This is a genomic window from Actinophytocola xinjiangensis (genome assembly GCF_001921215.1).
Taxonomy (GTDB): Bacteria; Actinomycetota; Actinomycetes; order Mycobacteriales; family Pseudonocardiaceae; genus Actinophytocola; species Actinophytocola xinjiangensis.
Genome location: NZ_MSIF01000006.1, coordinates 307,286 through 320,826, shown reverse-complemented (window position 1 = coordinate 320,826; position 13,541 = coordinate 307,286). Strand labels below are relative to the sequence as shown.

The 13,541-nt window shown below is 71.0% G+C and carries 13 protein-coding genes; 12 read left to right on the top strand and 1 reads right to left on the bottom strand.

Annotation, left to right across the window (positions count from 1 at the left end; translation table 11 throughout):
- Positions 1–13 precede the first annotated feature (13 nt).
- From BLA60_RS15925 to BLA60_RS15915, 3 genes are all read left to right on the top strand, one after another.
- Positions 14–1,324, top strand: a complete 1,311-nt coding sequence (locus BLA60_RS15925) for a phospholipase D-like domain-containing protein (RefSeq protein ID WP_075133645.1) — start codon at positions 14–16, stop codon at positions 1,322–1,324.
- A gap of 17 nt (positions 1,325–1,341) precedes the next feature.
- Complete coding sequence (locus BLA60_RS15920; protein WP_075133644.1) at positions 1,342–1,884, top strand: hypothetical protein; 543 nt, start codon at positions 1,342–1,344, stop codon at positions 1,882–1,884.
- A 138-nt stretch (positions 1,885–2,022) separates the two neighbouring features.
- Positions 2,023–2,709, top strand: a complete 687-nt coding sequence (locus BLA60_RS15915) for a hypothetical protein (RefSeq protein ID WP_154814378.1) — start codon at positions 2,023–2,025, stop codon at positions 2,707–2,709.
- A gap of 48 nt (positions 2,710–2,757) precedes the next feature.
- On the opposite strand, the gene BLA60_RS15910 is transcribed toward BLA60_RS15915, so the two are convergent.
- The gene (locus BLA60_RS15910) at positions 2,758–3,759 is read right to left on the bottom strand and encodes an alpha/beta fold hydrolase (protein WP_245812004.1); all 1,002 of its coding nucleotides are present in this window, start codon (positions 3,757–3,759) and stop codon (positions 2,758–2,760) included.
- Positions 3,760–4,016: 257 nt separating this feature from the next.
- On the opposite strand from BLA60_RS15910, the gene BLA60_RS15905 reads away from it, so the two are divergent.
- The 9 genes from BLA60_RS15905 to BLA60_RS15855 all read left to right on the top strand — a co-directional run bounded on the left by BLA60_RS15905 (position 4,017) and on the right by BLA60_RS15855 (position 13,537).
- Complete coding sequence (locus BLA60_RS15905) at positions 4,017–4,694, top strand: alpha/beta hydrolase (protein ID WP_162292969.1); 678 nt, start codon at positions 4,017–4,019, stop codon at positions 4,692–4,694.
- 136 nt (positions 4,695–4,830) lie between these two features.
- Entirely contained in the window at positions 4,831–5,877 is a 1,047-nt protein-coding gene (locus tag BLA60_RS15900; protein ID WP_075133641.1) for a LacI family DNA-binding transcriptional regulator, read from the top strand.
- A complete protein-coding gene (locus BLA60_RS15895) occupies positions 5,874–6,803 on the top strand; it encodes an ABC transporter permease (protein ID WP_075133640.1) in 930 nt (309 codons plus the stop codon). The genes BLA60_RS15900 and BLA60_RS15895 overlap by 4 nt, the downstream gene beginning before the upstream one ends.
- Positions 6,800–7,657 (top strand): ABC transporter permease, encoded by an 858-nt coding sequence (locus BLA60_RS15890; RefSeq protein WP_075133639.1) that lies wholly within the window; start codon positions 6,800–6,802, stop codon positions 7,655–7,657. Before BLA60_RS15895 ends, BLA60_RS15890 begins: the two co-directional genes overlap by 4 nt.
- 35 nt (positions 7,658–7,692) lie before the next feature.
- Positions 7,693–9,210: an ABC transporter substrate-binding protein gene (locus tag BLA60_RS15885; protein ID WP_075133638.1), complete on the top strand. Its 1,518-nt coding sequence runs from the start codon at positions 7,693–7,695 to the stop codon at positions 9,208–9,210.
- A complete protein-coding gene (locus BLA60_RS42110) occupies positions 9,203–10,186 on the top strand; it encodes an ABC transporter ATP-binding protein (protein WP_162292968.1) in 984 nt (327 codons plus the stop codon). The genes BLA60_RS15885 and BLA60_RS42110 overlap by 8 nt, the downstream gene beginning before the upstream one ends.
- Positions 10,183–11,001: an ABC transporter ATP-binding protein gene (locus tag BLA60_RS15865; RefSeq protein ID WP_154814377.1), complete on the top strand. Its 819-nt coding sequence runs from the start codon at positions 10,183–10,185 to the stop codon at positions 10,999–11,001. Before BLA60_RS42110 ends, BLA60_RS15865 begins: the two co-directional genes overlap by 4 nt.
- Positions 10,998–12,605 (top strand): FAD-dependent oxidoreductase, encoded by a 1,608-nt coding sequence (locus tag BLA60_RS15860; protein ID WP_075133636.1) that lies wholly within the window; start codon positions 10,998–11,000, stop codon positions 12,603–12,605. Before BLA60_RS15865 ends, BLA60_RS15860 begins: the two co-directional genes overlap by 4 nt.
- Positions 12,605–13,537, top strand: coding sequence for a dihydrodipicolinate synthase family protein (locus tag BLA60_RS15855; RefSeq protein WP_075133635.1), 933 nt, complete (start codon positions 12,605–12,607; stop codon positions 13,535–13,537). The genes BLA60_RS15860 and BLA60_RS15855 overlap by 1 nt, the downstream gene beginning before the upstream one ends.
- The last annotated feature ends 4 nt before the right edge of the window (positions 13,538–13,541 follow it).

Below are 13,541 nucleotides of genomic sequence, written 5' to 3'. Positions count from 1 at the left end.
GGGAAGGACAAGGATGCGAAGGAACAAGCTCTACGCCATCGGCCTCGTGGCCGCGCTGACCGCCACCCTGACCACCGTCGGACCGGCGGTAGCGCAGAACGACGTCTGCCCGGCCGAGCAGAGCGCGCCGGTCGACACGGCGGCGGTCCAGTCGGGCCTGACCTACAACAACCCGGACACCGGCAAACGCGACGACATCGCCGAGCGGATCGTCTACCTCATCTGCGGCACCGAGCGCGGCGAGACGATCGACGTGGCCGCCCACATGTTCGCCCACACCGACATCGCCACGGCACTGATGGAGATGGCCCACCGCGACGTGCGGGTCCGGATCATCGTGGACCGGGGCGCCGCGACGGGCGCGGAACCGCACAACTACAGCGAGTTCGAGCGGGTGAAGTCCAGTTTCGACAACAGCCCGGGGAGCACCTCGTGGATCACCACCTGTGAGCTGGGGTCCCGGGCCTGCATCGGCGGTGGCGGCGGTGAGGACTACGACCCCGAGGCCAAGATGCACAACAAGTTCCTGCTGTTCAGCCGGACCAGGGGCACCGACAAGGTGGTCCTGCAGACCTCGCACAACTTCAAGTCCGGCGGCTCGGGCACCGGGATGTGGAACAGCGCCTACACCGTGGCCGACGAGCCCCGGGTCTACGACCACTACGCCCGGTACTTCGAGTACCTCATCGCCGGTGAGCAGCACAACGACTTCTACAACATGATGCCGCCGTCGAACCTGGGCAAGTACTCGGTCTACCACTCGCCGAGGGCGTCCGGGAACACGCTGCTGGACATCCTCAACCGGGTCGACTGCACGAAGACCAGCGACACCGGCGGGACCGACCCCGGCAACTATCCGATCGTGCGGGTGGCCGTGTGGAACATCAGCGGAACGCTCTGGGAGAGCACCGGCACCGTGCTGGCCAGGAAGCTCAAGGCCATGGACGACCAGGGCTGCTACGTCGACGTCATCGTCGACAAGGTCGGCAAGGGTGCCGGCGGCAACGACGGACCGCTGGAGGCGTTGCTGCGCAAGCCGAAGGGCGACCACCACGGGCCGGAGGTGCGCGAGTTCTACGCGAACTCGTCGAAGGGCGGACTGCACTCCAAGGACATCCTGATCGACGGCTACTTCGACGGCAAGCCCGACCAGAAGGTCGTCTTCACCGGCACGTTCAACTTCACCGGGCGGTCGGTGCGGGTCAGCGACGAGACGCAGCTGGAGATCAGGGACGCCGCCGTGCACGACGCGTTCCGGTCGTACTTCTTCGAGGCGCGTCAGGCGGCCAGCCTGACCTGGCAGACCAGCAAGTTCAAGCGATGAGCGCGGGGAGGAGCGGGATGAGGACCATGGTTGGCCGGCGGACACGCCGGATCGTCGTCGCGGCGCTCGGCGTCGTGCTGGTGTTCGGGGTGTTCCCGGCCGGCGCCTCGTCGGCGGCGCCGGGTGCCGGCGACGTCGGAACGGCCGAGCTGGACTGCAACCAGACCGCCCACGAGTACGAGAACTCGGGCTACGTCTACTTCTACTCCCGGGAGAAGTGCGACGGCGGCAACGGCGCCAAGGACAACAGCGGCGGCGACAGCGACCACGGCGACGACGCCGGGCAGGTCAAGAACTGGGACAACGAGATCGACTCCATCGTGAACACGACGGACTCGCACATCGAGTTCTACAACTACCCGGACTACAACGAGACCGCCGAGGGCAAGGCGAACGGCGACCGGTTCTGCGTCGGTCCGGGGGAGTGGGTCAACGCCCTGCAGTACTACGGCGATGCGAGCGGCAACAAGGACTGGTGGCGCAACAGCATCAGCTCCCACCGCAAGGTGTCGGCGTCGACGTGCACCCGCTGGTTCGGGTGGGGGACCAACCGCGAGTGAGCCAACGGCGGCAGCTGACCTCGCGAGGGGTGAGGTCAGCTGCCGCCGGTTCCCCTACCGGGCGGCGCGGCGCAACCACAGCGCCGCCGCCGGGTACTGGACTCCGCGTCGGCCACCGTGCGCGGCGGGGGACTGGCGGTGGGGCTCGACCACCTGAGCTTCGAGGAGGCGATCCGCGAGGCGGACGTCTCGCGCACGGCCGCCTACCGGTGCTGGCCGCACAAGGACGCGTTCCTCGCCGACCTGTCGGTGGAGCTGGCCAGGCAGGCCGTCCCGGTGGCCCCGACCAGGAACGAGCACAGTACGAGGTTGGTCCGCGACCTGGTGCACGCGCACGCCGGCCGGTTGCGTACCCGGGCCCAGCGCGCGCGGACGCTGGAGGAGGTCGTGCGGGTGACCGCCGCCGACGACTTCGACCTCGACCGGGTGGAGGCCCGTCGCTGGCAGACGTACCTGGCGCTGATCCTGGCGTTGCGCACGATGCCACCGGGTCCGTTGCGCGACCAGGTCGCCGACGCGCTGGCGGAGGCGGACGACCTGCTGACCGACCGGGTGGCGGGGAGCTACCGGATGCTCATCGAGTTCTTCGGCTTCCGGTCGGTGGTCGACTATCCGACGCTCGCCCGGATCGGCCTGGCGCTGATGCGCGGCCTGGTCGTCGGCGAGTTGGCTGGCCGCCCGACCGACGCCGGCCCGGATGTCGCCGCGATCGCCTTCGCCGGTCTGCTGGTCGCCAACATCGAACCGGCCGACGAGTCGACGTGGTCGCGGTCGACGATCGAGGCCAAGCTGGCGGCCCTGGCGGTCGAGGACATCTTCGCCTGACACACGTCGGCCCCGCGCGGTGCTCGCGCGGGGCCGACGGTTCTCACCTCAGGCGACGCAGGTCGCCAGTTCGGGACGTGGGGCGGGGGTGCCCGCGGGTCCGAAGAACAGTTCCGCGCAGTCGATGAGGAACTGCGGGTTCTCCTCGGCGATCCAGTGCCCACTGTCCGGTGCGATGACGCCTCGGACGTCGTCACCGACCTGGGAGAACGAGTTCGCCACGACCGGACCGAAGGTGAACTCGGCTCCCATCGCGAGAACGGGCATGGGCAACCGCTTGGTGGCGTTGGCCTGGTTGTTGGTCGCGTCGGCGGCGAAGGCGCGGTAGTACTCGTACCCGGCGCCGCGGCGGGCGGGGCTGGCGTAGGCCTGGAAGAAGGCCGCCTGGTCGATGCGGTCGGGGTAGCGGGCGCCGCTGAACATCCACCCGAGGTAGGTGGAGACGTCGTCGTTGTCGATGAGCGCCTCCGGGACCGGGGCGACCGTCTGGTTCAGCCCGAGGTGGAAGCTGACCCCGTAGAAGTCCTCCAGTCCGAACCCGGACAATGGCGTTTCCAGGACAGCCATCCGAGTGACCTCGTTCGGGTAATCCCGGGCGTACGGGTAGGCGACGAGAGAACCGGTGTCGTGCGCGAGCAGGGAGACCTGCGTGAACCCGAGCTTCTGCACCCCTTCCCGGATTCGTTTGGCCGTGGTGACCTTGTCGAATCCGTCGGACGGAATGCTCGAATCACCCAGCCCTGGGAGATCGAAGGCGATCACGGTGTGGTTCTCGGCAAGCGCCGGCATGACCTTCGACCATTCCCACCAGGTCTGCGGCCACCCGTGCAGCAGGATGAGCGGCGGGCCGGAACCGCCGCGCACGTAGTGCAGCGTGGACCCCTGCACGGCAACGGTCCCATGGCTGAACCCTGGCAGGTTCCGGGTCCCCGGCCGATCGGCAGGGGAGGCCGCGCTGACCGCCGAGCCCACCAGCAGGACGACGACGGCGGTCAGGGCGGCGTAGAGGCCGCGCCGGGCCCGTCGGAATGGCTTGTCACGTCGGGACACTCATTTTCTCCTTTCGTGAACGACAAAACGATTGTCCGTTTGGGATGATCGGCTGGAAGTGACGCAAACGTAGTCCAATTGGCACCGAAGAAACAAGCCTCTGGGGAACAAACAAAGCAACCAGAAAGAAGTGGGAATCCACCCCGCGTGATAGCCGCGAGCGGCTCCGCGGTGTGTTCGCTGATGCACGGTGCGTCACCGTGCTCATAATGACGCCCGTGCGCCAGATCCCCTACCGAACCGTCCACGGTCGAACGTTGAGCTTGCACGTCCTGTCAACGGGCACGCCACTGGCGGTCTTCTTCCACGGCGGCGGCTGGGTCCGGGGTGACTGGACCCAGTTCCGCCCCCAGGCCGCGCACCTGGCCGACCTGGGCGTGGGAACGGTGTTGGTCGAGTACCGAACCGAAGGCCCGCACGCGGCGGTGGACGACACCCTGCTCGCCATGGCAACGGTCTTCGAGCGAAGCGAAGAACTGAACGCCGGTCCGGGTCAGGTCGTGACCATAGGCGGCTCGGCGGGAGGTCACCTGGCCCTGATGGCAACCCTGTTTCCGGAAGCCGACCCGCGCCATCGCCCCGCCGCCACCATCCTGCTCAACCCGGTCACCGACACGACGGGGGAGTTCCCGCAAGCCTTTGGTCGCCGCCACTTCGCCACCGACGACGAGGCCGCCCGGTACTCCCCACTGCACCAACTCGGACCCCACCTCCCCCCAACGCTGATCATGCACGGAACGGCCGACACCGCCGTGCACCACCAGAACTCGGTCACGTTCGCCGACCGGGCCGGTGCGACGGCCAACCCCGTGGAACTGGTGCTCTACCCGGATCAGCGGCACGGCTTCTTCAACCCCACCCCCACCCGGCGGCACCACTTCGAAGTCACCACGAACACCATGGCCCAGTTCCTCCTCGCCAGGGCGCTTGGCTGACGGCGCGACCCGCTCCACGACGACCCAAGGGGCCCGCGGCACACCGGCAACCAGCGAAAACCCCCTCTTGACGACACGCGGAGAACCTGCGTACCGTCACCGCTCACCACCTCGCTGATACGTATTAAGGACACCAATGGCAGGCCAACGCCGGTCCCCGACCCAGGTAGACGTCGCCCGTCAGGCCGGCGTCTCCCAAGCCACCGTGTCCCTCGTCATCAGCGGTGGTGCCGCCAGCAGCCAGGTCGCCGAGGCCACCCGGCAGGCCGTCCTCGACGCCGCCGAGCAGCTCGGCTACACCGTCAACGCCGTCGCCCGCAGTCTCAAGGGTGGACGTAACCGCATGCTCGGGCTCTACACCTTCGAACCCGTCTTCCCGGTGGCCCAGCGGGACTTCTACTTCCCCTTCCTCCTCGGTGTCGAGGAGGCGACCGCCGCCTACGGCTACGACCTGCTCCTGTTCAGCTCGGCCACCGCCGAGGGCAACCGCCGCATCTACGCCAAGGGCGTCAACCGGCTGAAGGTCGCCGACGGGTGTGTCCTGCTCGGCCGCCACCTGCACCGCGACGACCTGGCCGAACTGGCCAAGGAGGACTTCCCGTTCGTCTTCGTCGGCCGTCGTGAGGTCGCGGGCGTCGAGCTGTCCTACGTGGCCGCCGACTACGTCGGCGCGACCGGTGAACTGGTCGCCACCCTGGCCGCCCAGGGTCACCGCCGCCTGGCCTACCTCCAGCTCGACGACGACCAGGAGCCGACCCGCGACCGCGCGCAGGGCTTCCGGCAGGGGCTCACGGAGGCGGGCATCGCCGAGGACGAGGTCATTGTCCACACCGGACCGGTGACGGCGGATCTGTTGCGGGACTGGGTTCGCGCCGGGGTGAGCGCCCTGCTGGTCGAGCCGGCCGAGGATGACACGGCGATCGTCGAGGTCGAGCGGGCCGCCGCCGGGGCCGGGGTCGACATCCCGGGGGACTGCTCGGTCGTCCTGCTCGGTGACCCGCCGTTCAGCGACCCCGCCCGCCGCGAGTGGACCCGGTTCTCGGTGCCCCGCGAGGACATGGGCCGCGAAGCGGTCCGCCTGCTGCTCGAACTTCTCGACAACGAGGACGGCCGGCCGCGCCGCACCTACCTGGCCTGTACGCAGATCACCGGCGACTCGGTCGCCCCCAGGGTGACACCGTGACCCGCCTGGTCGGCCGCCGCCTGCTGATCGGGCTGGTCACGATCTGGGGCGTGGTGAGCGCGGTGTTCGTGGTCATCCGGCTCGCCCCCGGCGATCAGGCGACGGTCGCGCTCGGCCCGGACGCGACCCAGGAGCAGCTCACCGCCCTGCGGCACGCCCTCGGGCTCGACCAGCCGGTTCTGGTGCAGTACCTCGACTATCTCGGCGACGTGCTCACCCTCGACTTCGGCGAGTCCTACCGCTACGGGCGCCCGGCGATGGACGTGGTGTTCGGCCGGTTCCCCGCCACCGTCACCCTCACGGTCACCGCCGCGCTGATCGCCATCTGCTGCGGGCTGGTCCTCGGTGTCCTCGCCGGCCGGCGGCCGGGCAGCCTCGTCGACCGGGCGGTGTCGACCGTCGCCCTGGGACTCCAGGCCATTCCGCCGTTCTGGGTGGGGATCATGTTCATCCTGGTCTTCGCCCTGCAACTGCGGCTGTTCCCCAGCGCGGGTGGCGGCACGCTCGGGCACCTGGTGCTGCCGGCGGTCACGCTGGCGATCCCGTTCACCGCCCTGGTCGCCCGGATCACCCGCGGCGCGGTCGCCGAGACGATGACCGAGTCGTTCGTGCGGACCGCGCGGTCCAAGGGGCTGACCGAGACCCAGGTCCTCGGCGGCCACGTGCTGAAGAACTCGCTGATCCCCGTGGTCACCGTCGTCGGGCTGCAACTGGGGACGCTGGTCGGCGGCGCGGTGGTGATCGAGACCGTGTTCGCCTGGCCGGGGCTGGGGTCGATGCTGGTGAACGCCGTGGAGAACCGCGACTTCGCGCTCGTCCAGGCGGCCACCGTGCTGATCGCGGTGTGCGTGATCGTGCTCAACCTCGCCGCGGACGTCGTCAACGCGCGGCTCGATCCCCGGATCCGGCTGGAGGCGCGCCGATGAGCGAGACCGCCGTTCTCACCGCGCCAACCGCGACGCGCCGGCGACCGCTGGCCGCGGTGCCCTACGTGATCATCGGAATCTACCTGCTGGCCGCGCTGTTCGGCCCGCTGGTCATCGACTTCGACCCGGTGGCGACCTCGGTCACCGACCGGCTGCTGCCGCCGGGGTCGGCGACCGGGTCCGGCACGGCGCTGCTGGGCACCGACGGCGTCGGCCGCGACGTGCTGGCCCAGGTCGTGCACGGCGCGCGGACCTCGTTCGTCATCGGGATCGCCGTCGTGCTGATCACCGCGACGGTCGGGATCGCCCTGGGGGCGGTCGCCGGCTACTTCGGACGGTTCCCCGACCTGGTCATCTCCCGGCTCATCGACATCATGATGGCCTTCCCCGGCATCCTGCTGGCGATCATCATCGCCGGCCTGCTCGACCGGGGCCCGCTCGTGGTCATCATCGCGCTGTCCATCGGCGGCTGGGTCGGCTTCGCCCGGCTGTCGCGGGGGATCGCGATGTCGGTGCGCGAACGGGACTGGGTCGACGCCGCCCGCACCATGGGCGTGTCCACCCCGGCCACGCTCACCAGACACGTCGTGCCGTTCCTCGCCGGGTCGGTGATCGCGCTCGCCACGATCGAACTGGCGTCGGCCGTGCTCGCCGAGGCGGCGCTGAGCTTCCTCAACCTCGGGCTGCCGCCCGACGTCGTGTCCTGGGGCCAGAGCATCGCCGGCGGCCGCGAGTACCTCGCGACGGCCTGGTGGATCACCGTCTTCCCCGGCGCGGCCCTCACCATCCTCGTCATCTGTGTCGGACTGATCGGCGACCGGCTCACCCGGCGGTTCACCCGCAAACGGGACTAGTCGCCCCGAAAACCACCCTCCAGGAAGGAATTCCCATGAGAGTCAGGCTGGTAGCGGCGGCCCTCGCCGTGCTGATGGCCGCCTCGGCGTGCTCGCTGGGCGACTCGTCCTCGCCGTCGGGCGACGGTGGCGGCGACGGGGGAGGAGGCGGCGTGCTCGACGTCGCCGGCCCGATCCCCATCGAGAACCTCGACCCGCACGGGGCGGCGTCCATGGACGCCGGCACCCAGGTCGCGTCACGGGCGATCTTCAGCCAGCTGGTGATCAGCACCGGGCCCGGTGAGTTCACCGGTGAGCTGGCGGAGAAGTGGACGTCCAACGAGGACGCGTCGGAGTGGACGATCACGTTGCGCCAGGGCGTGAAGTACTCCGACGGCTCGGCGGTCACCGCGAAGGACGTGGTCGCCTCGTTCGAGCGGGTGCTCGCCGAGGCCGGGCCGCTGGCCGGCAACTTCGAGGGGTACACGGTGGCCGCACCGGCCGAGGACACCGTGGTGTTCACCGCCGGCGCGCCGGACGCCGCGTTCCTCGGCAAGATCTCGTCGTTCTTCGTCACCCCGGCCACGGCCGGTGAGGACGGCTTCTTCGACAAGCCGGTCGGCTCCGGCCCGTTCACCGTCGAGTCGTTCGAGCCGGGACAGGACCTGAAGCTGGTGCCCAACCCCGAGTACTGGGACGGCGCGCCGACGCTGGACGCGCTGGTGTTCCGGTCCATTCCGGAGGTCTCGGCCAGGATGACCGCGCTGCGCACCGGCGAGGTCGACGTCACCTGGACCATGCCCGACGACCAGATCACCCAGCTGGAGGCCGACGAGGCCATCACCGTCGAGACCGTGCCCGGCCCGGGCGTGTTCACCATGTGGTTCAACAGTTCCACGCCCTCGCTGACGACCCCCGAGGTCCGGCGGGCGCTGCGCCAGGCGGTCGACTTCGACGCGATCGTGAAGTCGCTCTACCCCAAGACCGGCACCGTGGCCGACGCGCCGGTCAGCCCGGCGGTGTTCGGCTACGCGGCACAGGAACCGGTCGAGCACGACCCGGCGGCGGCGAAGGCGGCGCTGGACGCGGCCGGGTTCGACTACGACACGGTGCTGCGTTTCCAGTTCTCCCAGCCGAACTTCCGCGAGTTCGTGCAGGCCGTGGTGTCCGACCTCGCCGAGATCGGTGTGCGGGCCGAGCCGCTGGAGAAGGAGCAGGCGGTCTTCCTGGAGGACCTGCTGGCCCTGAAGTGGGACCTGAACTTCCAGCAGCTGGGCTCGCAGGGCTTCGACGCGGCCACCAACCTCGGCCGGCTCTACCCGTGTGCGGCCAAGCGCACCGGCTACTGCAACCCGAAGCTCGACGAGCTGGTCGCGGCCGCCGGCGCGACCAGTGACACCGCCGAGCGGGAGGACCTCTACGCGCAGGCCACCGAGATCATCTGGGACGACGCCGTCGGCATGTACGCGATGTTCGTCGAGCAGCCCTACGCGTGGCGCGACACCGTCCAGGGGTTCGAGCCGTCGGCCGAGGCGACGCCCTACTTCACCAAGGTCACCGTCTCCGGTGACTGACCGTCCACCCACCGCGCTGCTCGACGTCGAGGACCTGGAGGTCGTCCTCGCGGCCGGCGCCACCACGGGAACCGTGCTCGACCGGATCTCCTTCTCCGTGGACGCCGGCCGCACGACCGGCCTGATCGGCGAGTCCGGCAGCGGCAAGACGATGACCGCGATGGCCCTCGTCCAGCTGCTGCCGGCGGGGGCCCGCACCGCCGGGCACGTCTGGTGGCGCGAGGAGGACCTGCTCGGTGCCCGCGCGCGCCGGGTCCGCCAGGTACGCGGCCGTGAGATCGCCGTGATCTTCCAGGACCCGCTCCAGGCGTTGAACCCGACCCAGACCGTCGGCCGCCAGATCGGTGAGATCCCGCGCCGCGACGGCCTGTCCCGCGACGCGGTCCGGGCGAAGGTGCTCGAACTGCTGGACCGGGTCGGCATCCCCGACCCGGAGCAGCGGATCGACGCCTACCCGCACGAGCTGTCCGGCGGCCAGCGCCAGCGGGTGATGATCGCGATGGCGCTGGCCGGCGAACCGCGGCTGATCATCGCCGACGAGCCGACGACCGCGCTGGACGTCACCACCCAGGCCCGTGTGCTGGCGCTGATCGCCGGCCTGCGCGAGCGGGAGGGCACGGCGTTGCTGCTGGTCAGCCATGACCTGCGGGTGATGGCGAACGTCGCGGACGACCTGGTGGTGATGTACGCGGGACGGGTCGCCGAACGCGGACCGGCCCGCGCGGTCCTCGACTCGCCGCGCCACCCCTACACCCGGGCGCTGGCCAACAACGTGCCCTCGGTACGTACCCGCTCGGCGATCGCGCGGCCACTGCCGGGAGCGCCGGCCAACCCGTTCGACCGGCCGGCCGGCTGCGCCTTCCACCCCCGGTGCCCGCTGGTCACCGACCGCTGCCGGACCGAGACCCCGCGACTGCGTGAGCTGGAGCCGGGACGGTTCAGCGCCTGCCACCTCGCCGAGGAGGTGACGCCGTGACCGTGCTGGAGATCCGTGACCTGCGGGTGACCTACACCGGGCGCGGCCGGCGGTCGGTGCGGGCGGTCGACGACGTGAGCCTGGACGTGCTGCCCGGCGAGACACTGGCGTTGGTCGGCGAGTCCGGGTCGGGCAAGTCGACGATCGCCCGGTGCGTGATGGGCCTGGTGCGCCCCCAGGCCGGAACGATCACCTTCGAGGGCCAGCCGCTCGGGCCGGTCGACCGACGTCCGGCGTCGGCCCAGCGTGGCCTGCAGATGGTGTTCCAGGACCCCGGTTCCTCGCTCAACCCGCGGATGACCGTCGGCGCGATCATCCGGGAGGCGTGGCGGACCCACCCGGCCGTCGCGCCGGCGGGTGACCGCGCCGAGGCGCTGGCGGCCGTGCTGGCCGACGTCGGCCTGGACGCCGGGGTCGCCACCCGCCGGCCGTCGGCACTGTCCGGCGGCCAGCAGCAGCGGGTCAGCATCGCCAGGGCGCTGGCGCTGGCGCCCCGGCTGCTGGTGTGCGACGAGGCGGTCTCCGCGCTCGACGTCTCGGTGCAGTCGCAGATCCTGCGGCTGCTGGTGGACCTGCGGCGCGAGCACGAGCTGTCGGTCCTGTTCATCACCCACGACCTCGCCGTGGTGCGCCAGATCGCCGACCGGGTCGCGGTGATGCGCTCGGGCGAACTCGTCGAACAACTACCGGCCGACCAGCTGTTCACCGAGCCGGCCCACCCGTACACCCGCGACCTGCTGCGCGCCGCCCACCAGCTGGAAGGCGCGGCTTTCGACAGTTTCGACACAGACACCTCAGGGGAGCAAGTCAGTTGAGTCAACACGCGAACACCGACGTGCTGATCGTCGGCGGCGGCGTCGGCGGAGTGGCCGCGGCCCTCGCGGCGCTGCGCCGTGGCCGGTCGGTGGTCCTGACCGAGGAGTACGACTGGCTCGGCGGCCAGCTCACCTCCCAGGCCGTGCCGCCCGACGAGCACCCGTGGATCGAGCAGTTCGGCGCCACCCGCTCCTACCGGGCCTTCCGCGACGGCGTCCGCCGGTACTACCGCACCTTCTACCCGCTGACCGCCGACGCGTTACGCCGCACCGACCTCAACCCGGGACTGGGCCGGGTGAGCCGGCTGTGCCACGAGCCGAGGGCCGCGCTGGCCGTACTCGAGGGCATGCTGGCGCCCTACCGATCGGCCGGCCTGCTGCGGGTACTGACCGCGCACACCCCGGTCGCCGCGCGGGTCGACGGCGACCGGATCACCTCGGTCACCGTCGAGTCCCGGACCGGTGATCGGCTCACGGTCGAGGCACCGTTCGTGCTGGACGGCACCGAGCTCGGCGACCTGCTGCCGCTGGCCGGCGTCGAGCACGTCGTCGGGTTCGAGTCCACCGAACAGACCGGCGAGCCGAGCGCCCCGGCGACCGCGCAGTCGCTCAACCAGCAGGCGTTCTCCTGGGTGTTCGCCGTGGAGCACCGCGACGGCGAGGACCACACCGTCGACCGCCCCTCCCAGTACGCCTTCTGGCGCGACTACCGGCCCGACTACTGGCCCGACCGGCTGCTGAGCCTCACCGCGCCCGACCCACGGACGCTGGAGCCGCTGACCCGCACGTTCGTGCCGCACGCGCCGGCCGGCCCGATCGTCGCCGACCAGAGCGCCGACCCCGGCGACCGGGACCTGTGGCTGTTCCGCCGGATCTTCGCCCGCGAGCAGTGCGTGCCGGGGTTCGCGGCCAGCGACATCACCGTCGTCAACTGGCCGATGATCGACTACCTGCCCGGCCCGCTGGTCGGGGTGTCCGACGAGGAACGGGTCAAGCACCTCGACGGCTCCCGGCAGCTCTCGCTGAGCATGCTGTACTGGTTGCAGACCGAGGCGCCGCGCCCCGACGGCGGCACCGGCTGGCCCGGGCTGCGCCTGCGCCCCGACGTGATGGGCACCGCCGACGGCCTGGCGATGGCCCCCTACATCCGCGAGTCCCGCCGGATCCGCGCGCTGACCACCGTCACCGAGCAGGACCTGTCGCTGGCCGTGCGTGGTGAGGCCGGCGCGGTGTCCTACCGGGACACCGTCGGCATCGGCATGTACCGGATCGACCTGCACCCCTCCACCGGCGGCGACAACTACCTCGACGTGCCGAGCAGCCCGTTCCAGATCCCGCTCGGCGCGCTGCTGCCGCGCCGGGTGGGCAACCTGCTGGCCGCCGGCAAGAACATCGGCACCACGCACATCACCAACGGCTGCTACCGGCTGCACCCGGTGGAGTGGAACATCGGCGAGGCCGCCGGCGCGCTGGCCGCCCACTGCCTGGACAACTCCCTGACACCCCACCAGGTTCACGCCGACCACGCCCGGCTCGCCGAGTTCCAGCGCGAGCTGGGCGCCGACGGGTTCGAGCTGGCCTGGCCGTCGGTGAAGGGCTACTGATGCGCGCCGGGACCGACCTGCTCGCCGGGGTGACCGTGCCGCTGGTGACCCCGATGGACCGCGACGGCACCCCGTCCGCCCCGACGGCCACCGCCCTGCTCGACGCGCTGCACCGCGTCGGCGTGCGGCGGCTGATGTTGTTGGGCAGCAACGGGGAGGGCCCGCTGGTGCCGACCCGCGCGCTGGCCCCGTTCGTCGAGGGCGTGACCGCGCACTGGCGCGCGCTTGGCGAGGGCGTGGTCACCGTGAACGTCACCGCCGCCGGCACCGCCGACGCCCTGGACCGCGCGGCGATCGCGGCCGCCGCCGGGGCCGACGCGCTGGTGCTGAGCCCGCCGATCTACTTCCACCACCGCGCCGGGGAGATCGTCGACCACTACGCCGCGCTGGCCGGCACCGGGCTGCCGGTGATCGCCTACAACGCCCCGCGCTACAGCAACCCGGTCACCGAAGCCGTGCTCGACGGGCTGCTGGCGCTGGACCATGTCGTGGGCGTCAAGGACAGCTCCGGTGACCTCGACTGGCTGCGCCACCTGACCGGCCGGGCCGCGAGCCGCCCGGGGTTCGCCGTCAGCCAGGGCGCGGAGACCCAGTTGGCCGCCGCGCTGGACCTCGGCGCGCACGGCGTCACGCCCGGGGTCACCAACCTCGCGCCCGGCCCCGCGCTGGCGCTGTGCGCCGCGCACGCGGCCGGCGACCGGGACGCGGTGGCGCTGGCCCAGGAGCGGATCACCGCGCTGACCGGGCTGCACGGGATCCGGCCGGGCACCCCGGCGGTCAAGGAGATCCTCGCGCGGCGGTCCCTGTGCACCCCCCACGTCGCCGCGCCGCTGCGCCGGTGCACCCCCGACGAGGGCGACCGGCTCCAGGACTTCCTGTCACCACACGAGGATCAGTTGCTTCACCCGACGAACGGACAGCAGCATGGGTAAGGCC

Excerpts from the sequence above, each read along its gene's own strand:
- BLA60_RS15925 (WP_075133645.1), top strand. The coding sequence starts at position 14 with ATGCGAAGGAACAAGCTCTACGCCATCGGCCTCGTGGCCGCGCTGACC.
- BLA60_RS15920 (WP_075133644.1), top strand. The coding sequence starts at position 1,342 with ATGAGGACCATGGTTGGCCGGCGGACACGCCGGATCGTCGTCGCGGCG.
- BLA60_RS15900 (WP_075133641.1), top strand. The coding sequence starts at position 4,831 with ATGGCAGGCCAACGCCGGTCCCCGACCCAGGTAGACGTCGCCCGTCAG.
- BLA60_RS15890 (WP_075133639.1), top strand. The coding sequence starts at position 6,800 with ATGAGCGAGACCGCCGTTCTCACCGCGCCAACCGCGACGCGCCGGCGA.
- BLA60_RS15885 (WP_075133638.1), top strand. The coding sequence starts at position 7,693 with ATGAGAGTCAGGCTGGTAGCGGCGGCCCTCGCCGTGCTGATGGCCGCC.
- BLA60_RS15855 (WP_075133635.1), top strand. The coding sequence starts at position 12,605 with ATGCGCGCCGGGACCGACCTGCTCGCCGGGGTGACCGTGCCGCTGGTG.